Source organism: Paenibacillus sp. FSL H7-0350, from assembly GCF_038593195.1.
Lineage (GTDB): Bacteria > Bacillota > Bacilli > Paenibacillales > Paenibacillaceae > Paenibacillus_AQ.
Genome location: NZ_CP151972.1, coordinates 5,926,407 through 5,950,082, shown reverse-complemented (window position 1 = coordinate 5,950,082; position 23,676 = coordinate 5,926,407). Strand labels below are relative to the sequence as shown.

6 protein-coding genes are annotated in these 23,676 nt (G+C 45.2%); all 6 read right to left on the bottom strand.

Going from position 1 to position 23,676, the window contains the following annotated elements:
* Positions 1 to 76: 76 nt before the first annotated feature.
* Positions 77 to 805 (bottom strand): class I SAM-dependent methyltransferase, encoded by a 729-nt coding sequence (locus NYE24_RS26835; protein ID WP_036697183.1) that lies wholly within the window; start codon positions 803 to 805, stop codon positions 77 to 79.
* A 33-nt stretch (positions 806 to 838) separates the two neighbouring features.
* Complete coding sequence (locus tag NYE24_RS26830) at positions 839 to 1,555, bottom strand: thioesterase domain-containing protein (RefSeq protein WP_036697186.1); 717 nt, start codon at positions 1,553 to 1,555, stop codon at positions 839 to 841.
* The gene (locus NYE24_RS26825; protein WP_342477091.1) at positions 1,542 to 8,666 is read right to left on the bottom strand and encodes a beta-ketoacyl synthase N-terminal-like domain-containing protein; all 7,125 of its coding nucleotides are present in this window, start codon (positions 8,664 to 8,666) and stop codon (positions 1,542 to 1,544) included. Before NYE24_RS26825 ends, NYE24_RS26830 begins: the two co-directional genes overlap by 14 nt.
* A gap of 8 nt (positions 8,667 to 8,674) precedes the next feature.
* Positions 8,675 to 11,890 (bottom strand): amino acid adenylation domain-containing protein, encoded by a 3,216-nt coding sequence (locus NYE24_RS26820; protein ID WP_342477090.1) that lies wholly within the window; start codon positions 11,888 to 11,890, stop codon positions 8,675 to 8,677.
* A gap of 135 nt (positions 11,891 to 12,025) precedes the next feature.
* Positions 12,026 to 18,895, bottom strand: a complete 6,870-nt coding sequence (locus NYE24_RS26815; RefSeq protein WP_342477089.1) for an amino acid adenylation domain-containing protein — start codon at positions 18,893 to 18,895, stop codon at positions 12,026 to 12,028.
* Positions 18,882 to 23,675, bottom strand: a complete 4,794-nt coding sequence (locus tag NYE24_RS26810) for an SDR family NAD(P)-dependent oxidoreductase (RefSeq protein ID WP_342477088.1) — start codon at positions 23,673 to 23,675, stop codon at positions 18,882 to 18,884. Before NYE24_RS26810 ends, NYE24_RS26815 begins: the two co-directional genes overlap by 14 nt.
* Between the last annotated feature and the right edge of the window lies 1 nt (position 23,676).

The following is a 23,676-nucleotide window of genomic DNA, read 5'->3' as shown; positions in this document are numbered from 1 at the left end:
ACCTTATAAACATTGAATATAATGGAATCCAAGGATCTGTTGCCTAATCAGGATTAGAAATCCTTGGATCTAATTACTACATACTCTTGCTGCAGGTATAATGGGATCTTCCCAGTACATTTATATTTAAGTTTTCTTTGACTTTCACAATTTTAATATTATTAAAACCAACTTTATTCAATAATGCAGAGAGCTCCTCCTCCAGATAACTTCTTTGGATAATGCAAAAATCATCTCGCTCCCAAACCTCACTTTCCTTAAAGTAAACACCCTTCATAATCCCCAATCGATCGTTAGCGTTGTAGATCGTCTTATAGGTGACTACCAGTTCTGGTTCTATTATGGAGTAACTCTGCTTATCCCAGATGTACTTATAGCCCTCCTCATTCCTCACATCAAAATACAATACTCCCCCGGGCTTCAAAGCTTGAGCAATATGGATAAAGACTTTCTCCAGATCTGCTATGTTAGTAATATGATTAAGACTATCCAACGTACATATAGCAGCATCAAAGGAAATGTCATAACTGAAATCCCTCGCATCTCCCACTTTAAAAGAGGCCTTAGGCGCATTAATCTTTGCATTTTCAATCATTTTTTCCGATATATCAAATCCTTCAACAACATAATTCTGCTCACTGAGTTTCGCTGCGATCAAACCTGCACCACAACAAACATCCAGTATGACACTATTGTCAGGTATAAATGGAAGAAGCGTTTTCTCAAGGATAGGATAATTAGACAACACTATATCATTCCAATATTTGATATATAAATCGGAAATGACATCATAAGGTGCACCCATAATAATAAAACCTCTCTCTCATATTCAATATTGTTAACGATTAGCCGTCAGCTCTTCATTGATAATCAAACATAAGTCACGCCACACTTCATTCAAGAAAAAGTGCCCTCCTTCAAAGTCAAAGACTTTGAAGGAGTGTTTCGTATAACGCTCCCATTCCAAAATTCCGGGCTTATCTACATGAAAGTCCTGAATGCTATAGAATAATACGATATCCGAATCAAAACATACTGCCGGTTCTTGGAATTGGTACTCTTCAATGAGGCGATAATCATTTCTCAGAATCGGAATGAAAATCTTGAGCAACTCTTTCGACTCAAAGAATGATGCTGGTGTGCCTTTAATCCCCTTCAAATACTCAATTAACAGCTCATCAGACTTTAGGTGAACCTTCTCAGCTTTGTAAAAATGATGAGGGGGCATACGTCCAGAAACAAACAGGATCGCCGGTTGCGGTAGACCTTCGGCACGTATAGCCGCTGCCAACTCGTATACAAGCACTGTGCCCATACTGTGTCCATACAAGGCATATGGCTTATCTGAAGTAATCAGCGGGCGAATCATCTCCAGCATATCTTCAACAGCTTCCTGTATACTGCTATGAAAAGGCTCGTTCATCCGTTGCCCGTGTCCAGCCAGTTCCAAATAATAAACGTTTGTTTTAGGATCGAGTATTCCTGTCCATTTACCATAAATAGTCCTGGCAGAGCCACCTGCATAAGGAATGCAGAATAAATTATAGCTGCCCATTAGACACTTCCTTCAATTTCCTTTTCTCATTATATTTCTCAACTAGCTGGGCAACTTCTTCATCAAACGCTTGACGAACACTTTCCATATCGGAATCAAACTTATACAACACTAAGAAATTTAGTTTATCCTTCACAACTCCGACCAGACCATAAAAACCAGCGTAATTTAATTTCTTTTGATCTTTGTCGTCTAACTGCTGCATGGTATAATCCCAAATCTGACTATACTCTTCCTCAGCATTTCCTCCATAGTTCAGCAAAATTGGAGAATAGAATGTAGCAGGAGCCTCTTTAAAGATTGTTTTATTTTTGGATAGACTAATAAAATTGACATTATGTTTGTTAATATTCTTCACTGTATTTCTGATTACATCGGCTACATGGGATGGATTCTCTCTATCCGCCGTTACGATGAATGGTACTGCATCTAATACTAAGCCCACTACATCGGAGAAGTTTTTACCTTCGTATCTACGGTTTTGGAAGAGCAAATCAAATGGCACAGCTTCCAGATCCAATATTCTCGCCACCACAAGAGCATATACCTGCAAAGCTAACTCAAACGGAGCATTAGCATCATCTTCATCGAAATTGAAGAGACTCAAATCTATGCTGTAGCGCATTTGCTGGATTCTATTTTCTTGAATATTATTGAATTTTTCTATTAGAATATCGGTATATTCAAGGTATCTGTCTAAGTCAAACATGCTGTGCAACTGCTCTATCTCCATACCAACCGGGCCTTTATTGATTTGCTGCAAATATTGCTCATACGTAGTCGCTGCTTCCATTGCATGTTTTACACCTTTTTGTAATTCCTTATAACGCTGAAGAATTTGACGCCGGATGGCCTGTCCAGAAGAAATATCAAATATAGAGTGATCAAATTGGAAGAACAGATTGTAATTTTTTTCATTCATTTTAATCAGCGTTACATGATACATTGGCTTATCCAATTGCTTAAAGTTCGCAGCCCACTCAAACTTTGCTATTTCCTCCATGACCCTGGATTGAGCGCCAGGTGTTAGTCCGGATAGATCCAACTTGGGAAGGGATAGTTTCAGAGGAGGAGAATACTCTTTCCACCGATACCCCTCGTTGTATTCATATAGACAACTACGCAGCAATTGGTGATTGCCCACAACATCACATAAGGCTTGCTCTAATAAATCTTGATCCACCATTTCATTAAATTGCATCATGTACAACTGTAAGCGTACTTCTCCGCGGAAATGAATTTCCTGGATATTACTTAGATCAAAGCGATTAATAATTGGCTGGCTGGTAACGGCTAGGTTAAAGAGATCTTGTCCTGCCTGTATATGTTCTTCAACGTTCTCGATAACCATCTTCTCTGAATTAAATAGAACACCATGCTTTATCAATTGACCTAGATCAATAGGTTCAGACAACTGTTCGTACAACGACAATTCATAAATATAATGCGGCAGAAGTTCCTCAGACATATGAAGCTTCTGAAGATACTGACGGGCAAAATCTACTCCGCCGGTTGCCGCTTCATCTACAAACAGAATATTAACGGGCTGCTCTCCGCCTAAGACGCGGAAGATCCACTTTGCTCCAAATGCTCCGGTAAGATGTGCCTCCAACTGTTCAACAGTTGTAATATCATTGCTTTTACCTTCAGATTGTCGATTCATATATGCGGCTAACAAATGAATGGTTGGATATTTATATACTTCATTCATCAATAATTTGTAGCCCTCACGTTCCAGATCCGTTGTCATTTCGATCAACTTGAAGGAATCTCCACCCATTGCAAAAAAGTCTTCTTCGCGTCCAATGTCTTCTCTGCCTAAAATCCCCTTCCATGACTTCTCCAACAATTGCTCCAGAACCTCAAGCTCTGTAACCTTTACGATTTCTGTCTTTGTCTTACTGGAAGCCCCAACCGATCCCGGTTTATCTGAGAATAAAGGGAATTCGCAAGGATTCAGGATAACTTGGCGTATACCCGACTCTAGCATTGCTCCCAGCACAGCAGGTAGTTCCTCAATAATCCCTTCATTCTCTAAAGGTAAATAGAGGCGGTATACATCTGCAGCAATATCCAACTCATCATTTGCTACAACCCATTTCGTTAGCTCAGAAGACCAATGATTGGCTTGAGAAAGAGAAGATATCATGATTCGCGGCTTCTGATTATCCATTCTGGTTATAAGTTGGTTTACAGCAATGGATAAGTCTACTTCCTCCTGATGCGCGACTCTTACTGCATGCTGGCTGCATTTCTTATTCGCCAATGCATCCCATAACATTATTCCATCCACATTTGATAGCGTATTGAGCGTTGCTTCCAGCGCCCTCTGCAAGGAGTCCATATCGCTTCCGGCAATGACCGGCAGGCAGGTTACCCCCTCTTCCGTCAGAATCACATTCTCCAATCCTTCAGTCTCTTCCATGATCATCCGGCGGCCAACAAGCATACCTACATCAAGCAGCGCTCCATACTTGCTCTGATCGGGATATGCCGTTACCATCTCAAGACCTAACTGAACGAATTGTCTATGCCATTCCACTACAGATATTAAAGGTGACAGTTCGCGTTCACTTTCATCAAAATGCCACCATCCATCGGCCAATCCCCAGATAAGATCAACAAAGCGTCTGGTGTGGACTCGTTCTATAACACATAGCAGTCCCCCCAGCTTCAACAATCTATGAAGATGATCTAGACTTTCCGAAATGCGATGTGTTGCATGAACAACGTTATACGCAACTACTATGTCGAAATGATTCGCTTCAAATCCTTGCTGCTGTGGATCTTTCGTAATATCAAAAAGTCCGGTTGTGAGGAATTCCAAGTTCTCCTCATGCGCGTATGCTCGAATATCCTCCAAGAATGAACTTGATACATCTGTAAATAAGTACTCGACTTCTACTCCCTTGAGAACCTCTGTTACTTGGCGCAGGATAGTACCAAATCCGCCTCCAACCTCCAGAATACGGATTCTGCGTTTTTCGCCTACCAGCTTAGACAGCATTTGTGCGAACATCTCAATCATAAGCTCTTCTTCTTTGGCCTGAAGAGTCCCTTCATAGGTGCGTTGAAGCAATTCATTGTTTCCTTCAGGATACAATACGCCAAGAGATGGGATCTCACCTCGAAGCGCAGGCTTAAATTTACTTACACAGTGAGCTAGTAGATCCAGTTGTCCTGAGAAAAGATCCGTCATACCTTCAATTTCCGCACGAATTTCTGTAGGCTGACGGAGCTGTTCTGTTCTCTCAGTAACCCTGAAGCTTCCTTTATCTTTTTCTGCTTCCAGAAGACCATCCTCACATAAGATATGGAGGAAATAATCTGCAAATCTAGCAAGCGGGTCAATGACTCCCAATCCTTCTTTGAAGGTATTGATGTCAAACCTCCGCCCTGTCTTCATCAGAAACACTTCATTAATATAGTCAAACACCAGACGAGCGGAGTATTCATCAACTAAACGGTGAGTACCGGATAAATCTTCAATTCCAAAGCGTTCCATATACTGCTGTTGCTGAGCTTGCACATCCTCCAATGCCTGAACAATCGTTTCATCATAAAAGGATCTGGAATCCAAGCGATAAGGCAGCAGACTTACCTTCGTATCCTTCTCGCGCTGGAGAGTTTGGGCTAATGCTATTGGCAGCCGGTTCTCAGGACTCAATACAACCAGATGGCTCCCGGAAATAGATGAACTTTGCCTCACCTCACACGTATCCAAATTACGAAGCCGAGGAACCATTCTTGATCCGTTGTTATAGGATACGGCCGGATAGTTACTACCATCTACAGCAAGTTCCTTTTCAATTACAGATGCCCATTGTTGAACATAATCAACATGGTTAGACGGTACACCTGCATCTACCAAACGAATAACTAAGCCAGGCTGCTCCGTCATTAATGCCCTGACCAAAGTAACGAGCCCAGGAGCATGATTGCCTATAGCTGCAGGACTAATGACTACAACTTCTGGTAGCGAATCATGAAGTTCCTCCTTTATTACATCAGCCAGCACGCGAAGCTCCTCTTCAGTGCTGCGGACATCAGACTGAATCACCATAATCGTGTTTGGCAGCATAGCATGATTCTTCAGGTCCTTGAATAGGCGGCGCAGATCGGTTTCGTTAGCAGGCCGTATGGCAGAATCGTAGAACCCATTGAACGAATACTCGCATCCAATGTTGACAAAAATCCCTCTCCACTTAGGCAAGCTCTTAAATAAATGAATGGCATGGCCAACATCTTGGGTCAAAATCAAACTGGTTCTCTGCTGCACAGAAGGATTAATCTGAGGCAAAAAGGATGGCTCCCAAAGAACCTGACTCACTTTCGCTGCCCCGTTGCCAGTATCCTTATGAATAATATCTTGTGAAGCGTTATTATGCTTGGCTCCGCTTGTTATTCCCTTTAGCAGACTATACGTATCTCTGCTTCCAATAGGGAATTTCTTAGCATCAAATGGATAATGAGGAAGCGGCTCGTGATTACGAACTTGTTCCTTATAATAAGCCTTCCAATCTGGAGCCACTCCACAACACCATAGTTCTCCTAAGCGTTCCGTGAGAAACGCATCATCACTCAAAGGCTCGTTGGGATGGCGTAAAATATTGACTACACCCGCAGTCTTCTCCGTTGCCGCCTGACGAACAAAGGTGGATAGAGTCCGTCCCGGCCCCACTTCAATGAATACAACTCCTGGATTCGTTAAGATGGTCTCAATTCCACGGGCAAATTGAACGCAGTTGCGCACGTGCTTCGTATAATAAGAGCTATCGGTAGCATCCTGAGGCGTGATCCAGTCCCCCGTCAGATTGGATACATAAGGAATTGCCGGCTCCTTAAAGGCAACCTTGGCGCACACCTCACCAAATTCAGCCAGCATACCATCCATCATTGACGAGTGGAAGGCATGGCTGGTCTTTAGCCTGCGGTACGTCAAGCCCATCGAAGCCAATTGAGATTGCACCAGCTCAATATCTTCATCCGAGCCAGCCACCGTACATTGGTTCGGACTATTGACAGCAGCCAAAGACACGCTGGCAGGCAGCAGATGCTCCAGAATGGCCGCCGAGGCACTGACACTAAGCATGGAGCCTCTAGCCATGGATTTCATAAGACGCCCTCTGGCCATAACAAGCTGGATTCCTTCTTCAATAGAGAACACTCCAGCCAGACAAGCGGCAGTGTACTCACCCAAACTGTGGCCAATCATTCCATAAGGCTTAATTCCCCAAGACATCAATAGACGCGCCAATGCATACTCAATAACGAACAAGGATAATTGGGCAAGATCCGTCTCTTTCATGATCTCTTCATCATTTGCCGCCGGATCTAGAATCAGTCGCCTAAGCGTGTACTCTCCACTTACTTCTGCAATTTTTAAGCATGCCTCTAATTCATTACAAAACACTTGCTCCGTCTGATACAGATCACGGGCCATACCCACATATTGAGATCCTTGTCCCGGGAAAACGAAAATGACTTCCGCCTTACTATTAGACACTGTATTCTTGCTTCCCCGCTGAGAAGCTTCGCCTTTTATAGCTGCCTCCAATCCTTCTGACAGCTCTTGATAATTGCGATAAGGCAGCGAGAAACGTTCCTTTAGACTTCTGCTCCCTGTATGTAAGCTGTACGCCAAATCCGTAGGGTTAATCCCAGCGCCAGCATGATTAATAAATGTAAGGTAGTCCTCTTTCATCTGGTTCAGAGATGTTTCAGTGGCAGCCGATAGACTTAGCACATTCCATTCTCTGCCCGGTCCCGAAACCTCTCGTTCCGGGGCTTCTTCTAATATAATATGAACGTTCGTGCCACCGATACCAAAAGAGCTGACACCCGCCCGCAGAGGATAATACTCAGCATTCTCTGTGGACTCAAGCTGTCTGTTCCACTCTTGGGATTCAGTTATCATCCGAAAAGGCGTATTTGTGAAATCAATATTAGAGTTTAATTTCTCGAAGTGTATACTTGCTGGAATAATCTTATTTTTAAGAGCTAACGAGGTTTTGATAAAGGATGCAACACCGGCGCCGACATCAAGATGTCCAATGTTAGACTTTAGGGACCCTAAACCGATGCTGCCGGATTTAGAATCTACAGACTGGAATGCCTTTTGCAGGCCCGCTATCTCAATCGGATCTCCCAATATAGTTCCGGTTCCATGCGTTTCAATATAGGATATGCTCTGCGCAGGTACATCTGCCATATACAAAGCTCTGCGGATCACATCCGCTTGCCCCTCAACGCTAGGAGCCGTGAATCCTACCTTGCGGTTCCCATCATTATTGACAGCAGAACCTCGAATAACCGCATAGATATGATCCCTGTCCTTAACCGCATTCTCAAGCCTCTTGAGCACTACGATTCCGACGCCATTACCCTCCACGGTGCCTTTGGCATCTTGGTCGAACGGGCGGCAATGCCCATCAGGTGAATTAATCATGCCATCCGTATATAAATAACCATTACGGCTAGGTACAGTAAAACTGCTGCCTCCAGCAACAGCAACTGAACATGCTCCGGTAAGGAGCTGACGGCAAGCAAGATCAATAGCATACAAGGAAGTCGAGCATGCACTATGCACAGTAACGCATGGTCCTTGAAGGTTAAGGCTATAGGCAATTCGAGTCGCTGCAAAATCTTTATCATTCAACAAACCAGTGCCAAACATATGCTCATCGTTATCCATACTGAGTTTCATAGTTTCAAGTTCCCAAGCAAAGTTACTTGTAGAACCTAAAAATACACCTATATTATTGCGGGGTTGTTCCGTTACATACCCGGCATCTTCCAAAGCATGGTAGACTTCTTGATGCAAAATACGAACTTGCGGATCTAATGTCGCAGCATCACGATGGGTGTAGTTGAAAAAATCAGCATCAAAGTACTCAATGTTAGGAAATACACCTTTAGCCCCAACAAAGTTAGGCATATCCAGCAATTCCGGATTCATCCCACTCGCTACAAGCTCATCTTTATCAAAAAAGGAAATTCCTTCTTTCCCATCAACCAAATTACTCCAGAACTCTTCGAGATCTCCCGCACTAGGAAACCTTCCTGACATCCCGATAACAGCAATTTCCATACCTGTATAATTATTTTTCATATCTTTATTTAGCCCTCCAAGAAACGAATTAGTCTATCAGTTTGTAATAGAGTTCTTCTGGATTCATTCAATTCAGCTTCCTTATCTTGTTCTTCTTGGTTGTCAATTACCTCTTTGGGCTGCAGGTATTTGGCCAGACGGGCTATACTGGTGTATTCAAACAGAACCGTTAAGGGTATATCTCTATTTAGCTTCGCTTTGAGCTTATTGTTAATCGTAATAATGTTTAGCGAATTTACTCCCAGTTCAAAAAAATTATAGTTTATCGGTACAGCTTCTGTTTCCAATACTAAGGCAAAAATATCTGTTATAATGTTCTCCATTTCACTTGCTGGCTGCATTCGCTCGGATCTGCCTGGAACTATTGATGAGGGCAGCGGTAGTGCCCCCTTGTCAATCTTGAAGTTTGGTGTCAAGGGTAACGCTTCCATCTGAATAAAGAAAACAGGAATCATATAGACCGGCAACTTGGAAGCCAATAGCTTCTGCCAATTATCTATATCAGGAACACCTCTGCTAGTATAGTAAGCACATAGTTGCTTTTCCTGTCCTACGTTCTGAATCTGAACGGTCACTTCTTTGAGGTCTAAGAAGTTCGCCATAGTACGTTCAATTTCACCGATCTCAATGCGATATCCCCTAAATTTCACCTGAGAATCAGCTCGGCCTAAGAAATCGACGGTTCCATCAGGAAGCCAGCGGGCTAAATCACCTGTCCGGTACATCCTCCCATCAGGCATAAACGTATCTTGAACAAATTTCTGATCGGTAAGCTCCCCGTTATTGTAATAACCCAGGCTTACCCCATCACCGCCCACGCATACTTCTCCTATAGCACCTACAGGGAGAAGATGAAGTCCCTGATCCATAACATATACCGATGAATTGTCCAGAGGACGTCCTATCGGGACACGATCTGCTTCCAAATCGGAATCGTTAATAATGTGAACGGTGGAAATTGTCGTATTTTCTGTAGGTCCATATCCGTTAATTAGAATCAAATCAGGATTCGACTCTCTTACTTTGCGAACGTACTTAGCTAATAGAACATCACCGCCCACCATCATACTTGTTAAAGAAGAGAACACTGCAGGGTCTTGATCGCATAACCGGTTAAACAATGCAGTAACCAACTGCGTACTGTTAACCTTTCGGCGGATTAATAATTCACCAAGCCTTCCAGAATCAATACAATCCTCCTCGTCTGCCACAACCAGAGTGCCTCCTTGCAGCAAAGCCACCCAAATTTCGAAAGTGCAGGGATCAAAGGTAGGCGAGCAAGTCTGAAGCATAACCTGACCATGCTGGAACTTCATAAATCCAGCACTACTTACTAGATGAATAATATTCCTATGAGTAATCATCACGCCTTTGGGTTTCCCTGTTGAACCAGATGTATACATGATATAAGCCGGACTCTCAGCAGTATGACTCTGGCTTATATCTTCGACCGCTACGTCGTTGTCTGTATAATCTAGGAATAGAGTTGCTATACCATCTGGCAGTTGAGATTCTAGTTCTTTCTGGGTACATACCATCTGGATATCTGTATCCTTAATCATTGTTGTCAATCTCTCAGCAGAGCTATTAATATCCAGTGGTACATAGACTGCACCTGTCTTCATTATTCCCAGCATGCCAGCTATCATTTCTGGTGAACGCCCTACTAATAAGCCCACATTACCACCAGGGCTCACCCCTCTAGCCCGCAGTAGAGCGGCTAAGCGGTCAGACCAGGCATCCAGCTCCGCATAAGTGAATTCTTTATTTCTCCATACAAGAGCAGTGTCGTTCGGATAGCTTGAAGCAATACTCTTAAAATAAGCGTCAACGGTAGTATCGGACGGATAGGTGAATCTCTTTCCATTGAAGTCTTGTATAATCTGCGTTTGATCGAGAGCTGAGCATAAACTCAACTCATCTACAGAAACATCCGGACTGGCGCAAGCCTCCTCTAGCAGGTTTATCAGACTTCGCTCCAAGCCTTCTATTGTTTCTCGCGAGTACCGTTTCTCATTATAGATAAATGTAACCGAATACTCATTTCCCGGATTGACGATAATGCTGAAATCATAATTCGCACGTTCATACACCTGAATATCCTCGAACCATAAAGAGTGTTCCGCTTCCGTCTCCCTTTCTCTAAGTTGATCGATTAGGGGATAATTCTCAAACGCCACTACATGGTCCAGCAGCCTATTCTTCAGTTCACAGTGTGTTTGAATTTCATAGAGCGGATAATATTCATAGGCAGTCGATGTAAAACTTGCATCTTGCACTTTGGAACAAATCATGGCAAAACTGTCTCCATCAGCGGTTTGAACACGTTGTGGCCTTGTGTTTATGAATAAACCAACCATGGATTCCACACCGGGTAAATCAGGTGGTCGCCCAGATACAACCGTTCCAAACACAACATCCCGAACATAGTTATACTTTTGGAGCAGCAGACCCCATGCACTTTGAAACAACGTATTCACCGTAAACTGTCGTGCTTTTGCCAAATACTCCATTGCTTCCACCAAATCCGATTTCAATGGAAAGACATGCCTAGCATGACAATAAGAATCCGTATTCCCCAGTGTAGGGATCGATGCTGGTTTATCATATCCATCAAGATACTGTTTCCAGTAGGCACAGGCCTCATCCACACTCTGCTTTTGAAGCCAACTGATATATTCGCTATATTGGTAGCCCGCTTTAACAGCCGGTATCGTCTGATTATTAACCGCAGTTTCATAATATCCGAATAGCTCCTGAAAGAAGGGCGCAAGTGACCATCCATCCATCACGATATGATGAAAAGTCAATATTAACCTCCAGGCTTTGTCCCCGACTCTCAATAACGCTGACCGAAGCAGCACATCTCGACTTAAATCAAACCCTCTAGCTCTATCTTTTTCCTTGAAATTATCTACAGCAGCTTCTATTGAATGCATGTTCCTATAATCCTCAACTGTCATTTGAGGGTGCCAGGATTTCAATACGATCTGCCTGGGCAGATCCGTTTTCTTGTAGGAGAACACCGTACGTAGAATATCATGGCAGTCAGAAATCTGAATCAATGCGTATTCCATACATTGGGGATTCACATCACCCATAATATTAAAATCAAATTGCTCCAGATATGCTGAAGATAAAGGATCGAGAGCATGACTTATTAACATCCCGTTCTGCATTGGAGACAAACCGTAAATATCCTGTATATCATCCTTATGGATCATATTGCAGCTCCTTGTTTATCCTTTACCGCCAAATAAATAGTACCATATTTGGTTAATATAAACAAACATAATCACTATTTAGCGATTTATTTAAAATAAAGGATATTAATTGTAATATTTAGAATTCATATACACTCAATCCAATGTTATATCCTCTAAGATACTATCTAGTTCTTCTTTGCTTAATTTGGTTACCGTGTAATCTGAAGCAGTTTTCTCACTGCTTTCTCTCTTCAAACAGAACTCGGCAATCTGCTCAGCCATCGTATCAAGCAGCGCCAAGAGCTCTTCAATCTCTTCTTCACTGAACATTGCGCGGGGATATCGCATTTCTATGGATATTGCCGATTCCACTCGAACTGCGACGATATCCAGCACCCATTGGCTCTCCCATTCGTCATCAGTGGTGACTTCGCCTGGCAAATGGTTAATATTCATTTCTGAATCATTTGTATTTCCTTGCACACCAAGATAATTAAAGCAAACCGCAGGTACCAGACTTTCCAACAAGGCTCGATCCTGATCTTCCAGTCCTGAATCCAATTGACGAAGAACACCATATCCAAAGCCCCGTCTAGGTACTCCGCGCACTGCTTCCTTAGTGTTCTTAATTGTATCTCCAATTCCGCTGACCGCCTTTAGCAACAACGGATAGGTGCTCGTAAACCAGCCAATCGTCCGGCTGATATCTAAACCTGGAGCGAAGTCCTCTCGTCCATGGCCCTCAAGGTTGACTAATAGAGCCGTTGTCTTAAACCATTCACACAATGCACGAGCCAGAACACTTAGCAAGAGATGGACAGTCTCGGTGTGATATGCAGAGTTGGCATCGCCACATAGCGCTCGGCCAACGTCTCCCTTAATCCAGTATTCTGCTCGCGCAGTATCCTTGCGCAAGACATTTACCGGGGCAAGCGGTGACGGCAATTTCCTAACCTCATTGGCTAATTCCAGCCAATACGGCAGCTCATCTCTAGCGCCTCCGGATCGGGCCCATTCTGTTAGCTCCTTGGTCCATGCGGAGAATGATGAGGTCTTCTTGGGTAGCGAAATCTCTGCATGTTCTAAACAGGCCTGAAAATCCTCCAATAGCACCCCCCACGATACAACATCCATAGCCATATGATGCACTGCAATGAATAGTTGACCTGCCTCTTGGCCTGACCCAATAGCTGCAGCCACCAGCGGACCTCCGTCAAGATGGATATGTTTTTGCACTTCAATCATTGCTTCATGAAGCGCATCTTCATTTAAATGCGGTGGCAAGTCCGTTAAATAGTACATCGGACCTTCATCTGGACTCCGCAATCGCATCCTTCCATCCGATGATACTGTCAGCCTAAGGGCATCATGATGTCTGCATATACTGGTCAACGCCGCTTGAATTTTTGTACGATCCCAGCTTGTATTGCTTCTGATGAACATGGCCTGATTGAACCGTCTGCCGGCATTCAACTCATTACTTAAAAACCAACTCTGAATAGCGCCAGGAGCACAGACGCCTTGAATATCGTGCTGCTCAACCTGCATCTTGAGTTGCATATTTAGATGTGGAGCCAAGGATTCAATACTCTGATTTTTGAACAAATCCTCCATCTTCACGCTATAGCCTTTATCTTGAAGTCTTGCGATTACTTGGATGGCTTTGATCGAATCGCCGCCCACATTGAAGAATTTATCATCCATGCTTGGCGTACGAATGCCCAGAACTTGAGACCATACATCGGCCAGCAACAATTCATGTTCATTGCGGGGCGCGCGAACCGGTTTCTGTGCACCTGAGAAGGGTCCGGGAAGTTGACTCTCGGCAATCTTTCCATTCTTATTGAGCGGTAAGACGGAGATAGGAATCACAAACGATGGCACCATGTAGCTTGGAAGAGTCTCTTCTAGCGAACGGCGTACATTCTGGCACCCAACTTCACTTGAATCCCCATCAAGGACTACCCACAAGCAGAGGCTCCGCACTCCTGCTTGATCCACATGAATTCCAGCATACGCTCCTATTACAGAGTCCAGGCAATTGGCGGTCGTTTCAATTTCCCCCAGCTCAATGCGATATCCTCTAAACTTCACCTGCTGATCGCTGCGACCCAAATATTTTAGAAGTCCGTCAGCCCCGCGAACCACCAGATCGCCACTGCGGTACAACCTTTCATCCGGCTGGAAGGGATTCTTAACAAAGCGCTCTCTCGTAAGCTCCGGCTGGTTCAAATATCCTATTGCCACACCAGGCCCTCCAATGTACAATTCCCCTGGCATTCCAATAGGCTGGGGATGCATCCGGTTATCCAGCACATACAATGAAGTGTTGCCAATAGCATATCCGATGGGAATTCCTTCATCTCCCGGCAAACAGTCTATTGCATACGTCACAGCGAACACCGTTGTCTCCGTAGGTCCATAGCCATTAATTAGACGATTAGGACCTATGCGTTCGTAAGCTTTCCGCACATGATATAGCGATGCTGCTTCACCACCAAAAACGACTTTTCGAGTAGAATCAAAGCATTCTAAATTGACATCAACCATCGCATTGAACAGAGAAGTAGTAACGAAAAGCACAGATACCTTGTTTCTCAAAATGATTTGGCTCAGCACTTGGGGATTGGTGACCTCATGCTTATGAAGCAATACGAGCGCTGCGCCATTTAATAATGCATTGAAGATGTCGAATACTGAGCCGTCAAAGGAGTAATTAGACAACTGCAATAATACGTCATCAGGAAGGATGTCAAGATACCTTGAATTACGCACCAATCTTATAACTGATTTGTTGCTTACCAGAACACCCTTAGGCGTTCCAGTAGAACCTGATGTGTACATGGCATAGGCTGCAGTATTACCATCCACTTGTAAGGCAGGATTGGCGTCAGAAACATCAGGATTTAGCGCATTAAGATCCAGCACAGGATTTTCATAATCAAGGCATTCCCTATATTTATGGAATAATTCTCCATGAGAAAGCAAAAGCTTTGCCCCACCATCCACCAGCATCATTTGCAAACGAGCCGTGGATAGTTCAGAATCCATTGGGATATAATAGCATCCGGCTTTTAGAACACCTATTATTGCAGCAATCATATCGAAGGAACGGTTTAATAAAAGAGCTACACCGGATCCGGGTTCAACACCATGCGCAGCAATCTCTCGCGAAATACGGTTGGCCCAAGCATTCAGTTCCTCATAGCTCAGGCGCTGGCCATCCATGATTAATGCGTCTACCTTGCCTCGGCGATCGACCATCTCTTCGAAAAGGGCGGGAATTCCCCGTTCATCAGGATATGGCATCTCAGCACGGTTCCATTGATTTAGAATCAAATCCATCTCCCCCTCCTCCATCAGATTCAGTTCATCTAAGGGAGAAGACGGATTATCCACTATGGAGGCAAGCTGCCGTTCAAATCGCCTAGCCATTCGTTCTATAGTGGAATGCCTATAAAGAGCTTCTGCATATTCCCATTCCATAAGCAGACCTTCCGGGGTTTCTCTTGCACTTACCGTAATATCAAACTTTGCGGTTCTCGAATCAAACTCTATAAATTTCTCATCCGAGCCCGACAGTCCCATGTCAACGTTTTGTAGAGCAAAATAGACATCAAACAAAGGGTTACGGCCAGGAATACGCTCAGGCTGTAAATCCTCGATCAAAGCTTCGTAAGGATATTCCTGATTATCAAAAGCTGACATTACCGTCGTTTTAAGTTGACCCAGAAAATCATGAAAGCTCTCCATATCGGTGGATCTTGTCCGAATAGGCAGCGTGTTAACGAACATCCCTACAATCTCTTGAAACTCCAGATAAGGTCTTCCGGCTACCGGTGTTCCAATGACAATATCACGGCCGCCTCCCAGACGGGCCAAAAGATTGTGAAAGGCTCCCAGCAGGACTGTAAACAAAGTCGCTCCAGCGTTCTTGGCCAACTGCTTCACCTGGGCTGTCAGCGCACCGGGCACCATATGAATAACCCGTGAGCCGCGGTAATCCCGTAACGCCGGACGGGGCTTGTCCATATAAAGATCCAGCACAGGTATTCCATCAGCGAACTGCTCCCTCCACCATTGACGCTGCTTCTGCAAGGCTGTCTCATCAAGACGCTTCCGAATCAGTGCGGAGGCTTCCCGATATCCCATCAACAAAGGTGATAATGTCCTGTTCTCGGCCAAAGCCATGTATTCGGCAAAGAGTATCCCCATTGAAGCTCCATCTGTAATGATATGGTGCAGATCAATAGCTAGATAGGCCTCATGACCATTGATCTCGAAATATCCAGCCCTTACCAGCGGTGCCGTTTCCAGATCAAACGGTCGGACAAATCGTTGAAGCTCTGCCTGTAGCATGTTCATCCGGATATCCGCATGATCTTCACACTCCAGTAACTTGCGCTCTACATTAAAATTCACGTTGGAACGAATGACTTGCACAGGCAATCCATCTTGCAGATGGAACGATGTACGCAAACTTTCATGACGTTCGATCAGACGGCGCATTATTTTTTCAACATCGTCGATATTTTCATGCTTCCGAATTCTCGAAACTCCCGTAACGTTATACGCTACCGAATCGGGCATCATACTCACCGACAGGAACGTTCTGCTCTGGGCAGGAGTAAGCGCCAAGGTATTCTCCTCACCTTGAGAGCGTTGAATAACCTGAGCTTGTACGGTAGACCCCTCCAGCAGAGAATCCAGTACTGCATCTGTGAAACCGAAATCCTTGAACACGGTTTGCACAAAATCGCTAAAGACCGGGAAACCCAAAAGCGACGACGGGGGTAATTCTAGGCTGTACGCTGTATTAAGCACTTGGATGATTCTGAGCGCATTGATAGAATCACCACCAAGCGCATAGAAATCATCCTGAGGATGAATGACTGGATACCCCAATACCTCAGACCATATCCAGGCCAATAAAACCTCTACGTTACCAGAAGCCTCATGCTCTGCAGGTAATCGGGAACCTGATGCTACTGCTTCCTTCCATATTGATACAGCATCGAACTTCATACTGTTCCCTGTTTCAGACGCCTCTGACTCGCTCTCCCCTAAGTTCCGGGGAGTTTCATCCCAGTAACGCTGATTGTTAAATACCTGGGGAGGTAGCGGAGTTCGTCTTACTGACTGATTCGCATAGATCCCCTCGAAGTTAACGTTAACCCCGGTGATATATAGTTCAGCCAGTGACATCCATGCATTTGGCATTTCCCGCATTTCCGGATTTGCCAGAGACGCTACAAGACTCTGCATGGCAGTCTCGCTATCCACAGTCTGCTCTTCCTTCTGAGCAAAGGTAGAGGATTCCGGTGTTAACCACAGGCTAACCCCTTCTCCCGACTGCTGATAGGTATATGTATCCCATCCTCCTTTGGAGATAGCTTTCGCCAAGACCTCAAGTCCAGCTATGAGACCTTGGGCATTCCGGCATAGTATAGCTGCGCGCACATGATGATGCTCGCGCCCTGTACTGGCAGTAAAGCACATATCATGCCAACGCATGTTTGGATGCTTCTTCACATACCTCAGATGGTGCAGAACCGTTTTTTCCAAAAGCTTAATGTTACGTCCCGATAAAGGATACAGGCTCAGCCCCTCATCTATACCAGAACGTTCATCAATCGGAGCTTCTTCTACCACCAGATGACAATTTGTACCCGACAGACTAAAGGAGCTGATTCCCGCACGCCTTGGGGCCATGCCAGCATCCCATGATGTTAAAGTGTCTTGGATGTAAACTGGGCTGTTGCAGAAATCAATATATGGATTTGGCATTTGAAAGTTAATTGTTGGAGGCAACGCGCGTGCGCGCAAGGATAAGAGCACCTTAATCAGAGAAGCCATTCCAGCCGATCCTACCGTGTGGCCTATATTGGACTTAACAGACCCAATGGCACAAAATTGCCGCTTGTTCGTAAACTTGGAAAAAGCGCCAGTCAGTCCTTTTATCTCGATAGGATCGCCTAAATGGGTCCCCGTACCATGTGTTTCAATATAAGAAATCGTTTCAGGAGGTATTCCCGCACGCTCCCAAGCCTTTAGCAAGACTTCCTGTTGTGCACGGGCACTTGGTGCAGTCAAGCCGTTGGATTTCCCATCATTATTAATCGCAATACCGCGAATGATTCCATATACATGATCCTGATCAGCCAGAGCTTTCGACAACGGTTTGATAAATACCGCTCCTACACCTTCACTCCAGACAGTACCACTTGCGCCGCTGTCGAAAGCTCTTACAATATACTCACTGGACTGGGTCTCATTATCAAAATTCACCGGGTCTAAAAAGAGGTTGGCACTCCCTATAAGAGCAGAATCACAATCGCCTTGCCGGATAGCCTTAATGGCATAATCCAATGCCACCAGAGCTGAGGAACAGCCGGTATCGAGTACAATCGCTGGCCCATGAAGGTTCAACAGATAGGATAAGCGGCTGGCCAAAACACCTGTCCATGATCCGGTCACAGTTGTAAAATCCTGATCCGACACAAAGGGCATATAGGACATGCTCAATCGGTGTGTATGGTCATTGCCCACAAAGATCCCTACGGAACGTCCTTGTAACTGGCCGCGATGATAGCCTGCATCTTCTATCGTTTCTATAAAGGTCTCAAGCAACAGACGATGATAGGGATCTAGGTGTAAGGCCACTTGAGGTGGGATATTGAAGTATTCCGCATCAAAAGCATCAATTGACTCCAGGAATCCCCCTTGACGAAGGGGCCCCTTAATCTTGCGGATACGTTTAAAATCTTCGAGTCTCGCAGCCGGGAACGGCGTAATGGACTGGCGGCCAGCAGAAAGATTATCCCAGAGCTGGTCAGGATTGTCGGCATCAGGGAAATGGCAGGACATGCCCACTATTGCTATAGGTTCAACATCACTCTTAGCTGTACTCCCCAGTTCCTTCAAGTATTGCTTCACCAAATTTGGATCAAGCTCCCGTTCTTTCACTTTAGACAGAAGAAACTGAATCAATTCCTTTTTGACATTCATACTATCCTTCGCCACGCTGTCCCCCCCCAGTAGACTTATCTAAAAAGAACTCCAAAAATTCTGTTCCGCTCAATTCTCTCTCTAAGAGTTCCATGAGTTCATCCACCACATCATCCGATTGGCCTGCAGTTAATGATTCGTCAGGCACAGTATGTTGTCGTTGGCTGTCAATGAAGTCTGACATGTCATTAACCGAGGGATATGAAAAGATGTCCGAAATATCAACAAGTCCCGGGAACTGATCTTCAAGCAGCTTCAATAGCTGCGTAGACATCAGAGAGTTCCCCCCCATATCCTGAAAGCTTGCAAATACATCTATTTCACTTAGTCCCAGTACCGCAGCAAAAATATTACCTAATGTACGCTGCGTATCGGTTATCTCGACAACTCCCTTTAATTTGACCGATGCCTCACTCTGACTTTGGCCTGATCCCTTATCACTGGCAGCCAACGGTATAGAAATTTCTGGAGCCAGCCGGAAAGGCAGATCATCAGCAAGTTGAGCCGCCAGTCTCGTATTAAGAGCTGCCGGAACGATACGCTGCTTAGGATGAACAATCAAGTATTCAAGCCAGTTAAGCCCGTCCTCTACATCTAGATGGCTGAAGAGGTTATCAGCAGCATCTATACTGAAATCTACAGACATGCCTACCTCCTTCCAGCTCGGCCAATTCACTGAGATGACCTTAAGCCCCCGTTGTCTGCTTGCAGACTCAGCGAAAGAGTCAAGGAATGCATTCGCGGCAGAGTAGTCACCTTGCCCTTCTCCTCCGGTCAATGCTGTGATTGAAGAAAAGAGTGCCAAAAATCCCTTGCCCTCTTGCGGTAGAAGAAGATGCATCAAATTCATCGTGCCATCTAGTTTAGGATTCAGTACCTGCGAGAACTGCTCTTTATCCTTAGACATCAAAAAACCGTCTCCCGCTACACCAGCGGCATGAAAGATTCCTGCGATCTCTCCATAACGATCCTGCAGGGAATCTCCTAATACTCGGACACTATCACGATTTGAGACATCAAGGCTTATATATTCCAAACTTCCTAACCGGGATTTTAGATCAATCAGTTTGCAATATAATGCTGTCCTTTCGGAAGGTCCTGATTCCGATAAACTCTTCCATTCATCAGCCGGCGCTATAGGCGTTCGGCCCAGCAGTACGACGTTTGCCTTGCCTTTCTCAGCCAAACGTCCAGCCACAGCAAGACCCACACCGCCTAGACCACCGGATATTAAATAGACACCTGTACGCTCCAATGAAAGACTCGTGTTCAGCGGCACACGATGCGGCCGCAGTTCCTCAATGAAAACTCCCGAAGTACGTAATGCCCGTAGTCCGGCTCCTTTGAACCGGAACAACTCATCCACTACGGCAATTTCAGAGACCGGCCCCGATACGTCCACAATGTCTACATTTAAGTGCTTATACTCCTGACCGATTACTCTTCCAAGCGCTCCTGTAGCCGCCGAAAGGGGAACGATCCACTCCGAATGGTCTACAGCCCAGGCATCCCGTACCAATACTTTTAGACCGCCGGGCCATTTGGACTTTCCGTTCAGAATGCTCTTACATAGCTGGAACAAGGCATCCACGCCGAGACTGCGTCTTTCGGCAAACCCCAGATCAGATTCCCCAGCCTCTAAGGTGTAATCGCATGAAAACAGCAGTCCCTTGACTCCGTTCTTCTCGGCAATTGACAATATCGTATCCATACCTTTTGGATCTGGTGTATAAGCAGGAGCAGCTTCTTCCTTGTTATCCGCTGCCAGCAGAAAGGTCACCACCTCGACTCCAGCTACTTCCAAAGCGTTCCGCAAGCCCTGATAGCGACTTCCTTCGGTTGCAATGAGCGCCCACGGTCCGTCCTTCTCTTCATACAATGACTTCTTCGACTCTTCGCGGGCTACCCATGTCATCTGTAAGCAGGAACCTGCTGTATCATCACTGCCTATTAAATCGAGGTCATGCACCCGCTTAACAGAATAATCGCTGATTTGTGCCGCAATCCGTCCTTCAGCATCTACAATATCTATGTCATAGGTCATAGTCTCGCCTCTTCCATCCTTAGCAGTATGGAGGCGGATATGAGTATATAATTCCTGTGTAAACGAACGATAGAATCTTAGCCGCTTGTACATGAAGGGAAGGAATGTCTCCCCCGTACTTTGGCTGGTCAGATTAACTGCATTGTCCAGTAGCGAAGGATGTAAAGGATAGATATTAAGCTCCTGCTTTAAATTCTCTGCTAGCTGCAAACGAGCCAGTGTTTCAGAACCAATCCGCCAGACTGCACGTACCGTATCCCAGTGGGGACCGAATCTAAAAACTCCAGTGTCGTGGTCATCTATGAAAGGATCTTGCACCTCATCTGCCCGGGACTTGAGATCCGTTAGATCCATCCGATCCTGACCTAATTCAACATTCAAAGCATATACCTTACCCTCTAAGTGGGAAATCCACTCCCCAGCCTGATTACAGCTCGCCACAGAGAACGAGTAGCCGGACTCCCTTGGCGTTAGCGTTAATTGGGCCAATACTTCAGCCTCTTCTTCAACGATCAGAGGAAACAGAAAGAATACATCACGAAACTCAATGCTCTCCTGGCCAAAAGCTCGAGCTGCAGCAAATCGCACCATTTCCAGGTAGCTTGTACCTGGCAGCACAGCTTTGTTGCTTATCCGGTGGTCCGACAGTACCCAATGCTTATCAATTCTGAACGTTGTTTGATAGCTGTGTTTTCCTTCATGGGCTGGAAGCTTCTCTTCTACCAGAGGATGCAGATTATCTGCGGGCTTTGTGCGGATTTTGCTGACCTTGGGATCAGCCCACACACGTATTCGCTGTAATGGATATACTGGAATAGGTATCCTTCTGCGAGATTCTTTATGATAGAGAAGCTCCCAGTTAATATCGGCTCCTTCGACATAGTGCCGGCACACTCTCTCAAGTATCGATGCGTCCGATGAATCCCCGTTCAGATAATCCTTCATCTTAAATGAGGCTAATTCACTAAGGTTATTACGTGTGTACACGCTAAGCTCACCAGATTCAAGCAGTTGCTTCTTCTCACTTACAATCATGTGATAGCCCGTGTATACTCCGGTTAACCCTAGGGGACTCCCTCCGTTATTCACTAAGGCCTTTACTTTCTCGCGCAGTTCATTCTCAGTTCCTGCAATAATTACAGTCCTGTATTCATAATGTCCCCGGCCAATGTTCGAGGTGTAACATAAGTCAGCCAGATTCCATGAATCCCCTTTTAAAAATGGCATGTAGCGCTGGAGGTATTGCTGCATCACCTCTTCATTCTTAGCGCTAATGGATAGACAATACCGGGGCTGCAAAGCTGGCTTCGGCTCCATATTAGGTGCTTCTTCGACAACCAGATGACAGTTCGTCCGACTGAAGCCGAAGGAACTGATTGCAGCCCGGCGGGGAATTCCATTAACATCCCAGGATTGCAGCTTGTTATTTACATAGAAAGGACTTTCAACGAAATTAATATACGGGTTAGGCGTATAGAAATTGATTGTAGGCGGCAATTCCTTATGCTCCATGGACTTAATAACCTTAATCAAGGATGCCACACCGGAGGCAGCAACCATATGCCCCATGTTGCTCTTCAGTGATCCGATGCCGCAGAATTGCCGCCGGGATGTATATCGGCGAAAAGCACTCATCAGTCCCTTTACCTCAATGGGGTCGCCCAATACAGTACCTGTCCCATGGGCTTCAACATAAGAGATCGTTTCAGGCGGAATGCCCGCTTTTTCCCAAGCATCGACAATTACATCTTCTTGCGTTTTTGCACTTGGTGCTGTCAAGCTATTCGTTCTGCCATCGTTATTGATGGCGCTGGCTTTTATTATGCCGCGGATATGGTCTCCATCCTCGAGTGCCCGATGCAGTGGCTTAAGCAGGACTACTCCGGCTCCCTCTCCCCATACTGTACCGTTAGCCTTTGCATCGAAAGTCTTGACTAATTCATCGTTTGACTCCACGTTTTCCATGTTCGCCCCTTCTAAGTAACGAGGCTTTATTTCACCTGTTGTCGTCAGATTAAGACCTCCGGCAATCGCTTGATGGCATTCACCAGCAATCAGAGCTTGAGCTGCCATATGGATACTAACCAGCCCTGCAGAACAAGCCGTATCTATGATCATAGAGGGTCCCTTAAAATCGAAAGCATACGAAATCCGGCTGACAATCATACTCTCCCACGAGCCCGTGAGCTGCATAGGATGCTTATCAGAGCTAAGCCGGTAAAAAGAATAATTGGTTTCATCCCTGCCTATATAAACACCCGTCCGGCTCCCGATCAGAGAATCACCGCCGTAGCCTGCATCCTCCATAGCCTCCCATGCAATCTCCAATGCTACACGCTGATTGGGGTCCATGTACGTTGCCTCAGTGCGGGGTATTCCAAAAAAAGCGGCATCGAACTTGTCTATTTCGTCTAAATATCCGGCCCGGACGTTAATGTCAGGAATATCCTCAGGATGTATTGCATTACCGAGCATAAACTCTGAGTAATGCGGGTTACGTAATACATGTTCAATATCACGAAGCCTCTCCGGAGGGAATTCACGGATGCCATTCACACCGTCCCTCAGGATTTTCCAGAACTCTTCAGTATCATTGGCACTTGAGAAACGGCCTGCCATCCCAATAATCGCGACGTCCCGCTGAACGGATTCAGTAGTTTCCATCAGTTCTGTAAGCAAGACCTTCGCTTCGTCTTTACTCAACTGTTGTTTAGCGACCTGGGACAATATATATTTTTTAAGCTCTTCCATC

Coding starts and splice junctions, on each gene's coding strand:
- NYE24_RS26825 (WP_342477091.1), bottom strand. CDS start 8,666: ATGAAAAATAATTATACAGGTATGGAAATTGCTGTTATCGGGATGTCA.
- NYE24_RS26835 (WP_036697183.1), bottom strand. CDS start 805: ATGGGTGCACCTTATGATGTCATTTCCGATTTATATATCAAATATTGG.
- NYE24_RS26810 (WP_342477088.1), bottom strand. CDS start 23,675: ATGGAAGAGCTTAAAAAATATATATTGTCCCAGGTCGCTAAACAACAG.
- NYE24_RS26820 (WP_342477090.1), bottom strand. CDS start 11,890: ATGATCCATAAGGATGATATACAGGATATTTACGGTTTGTCTCCAATG.
- NYE24_RS26830 (WP_036697186.1), bottom strand. CDS start 1,555: ATGGGCAGCTATAATTTATTCTGCATTCCTTATGCAGGTGGCTCTGCC.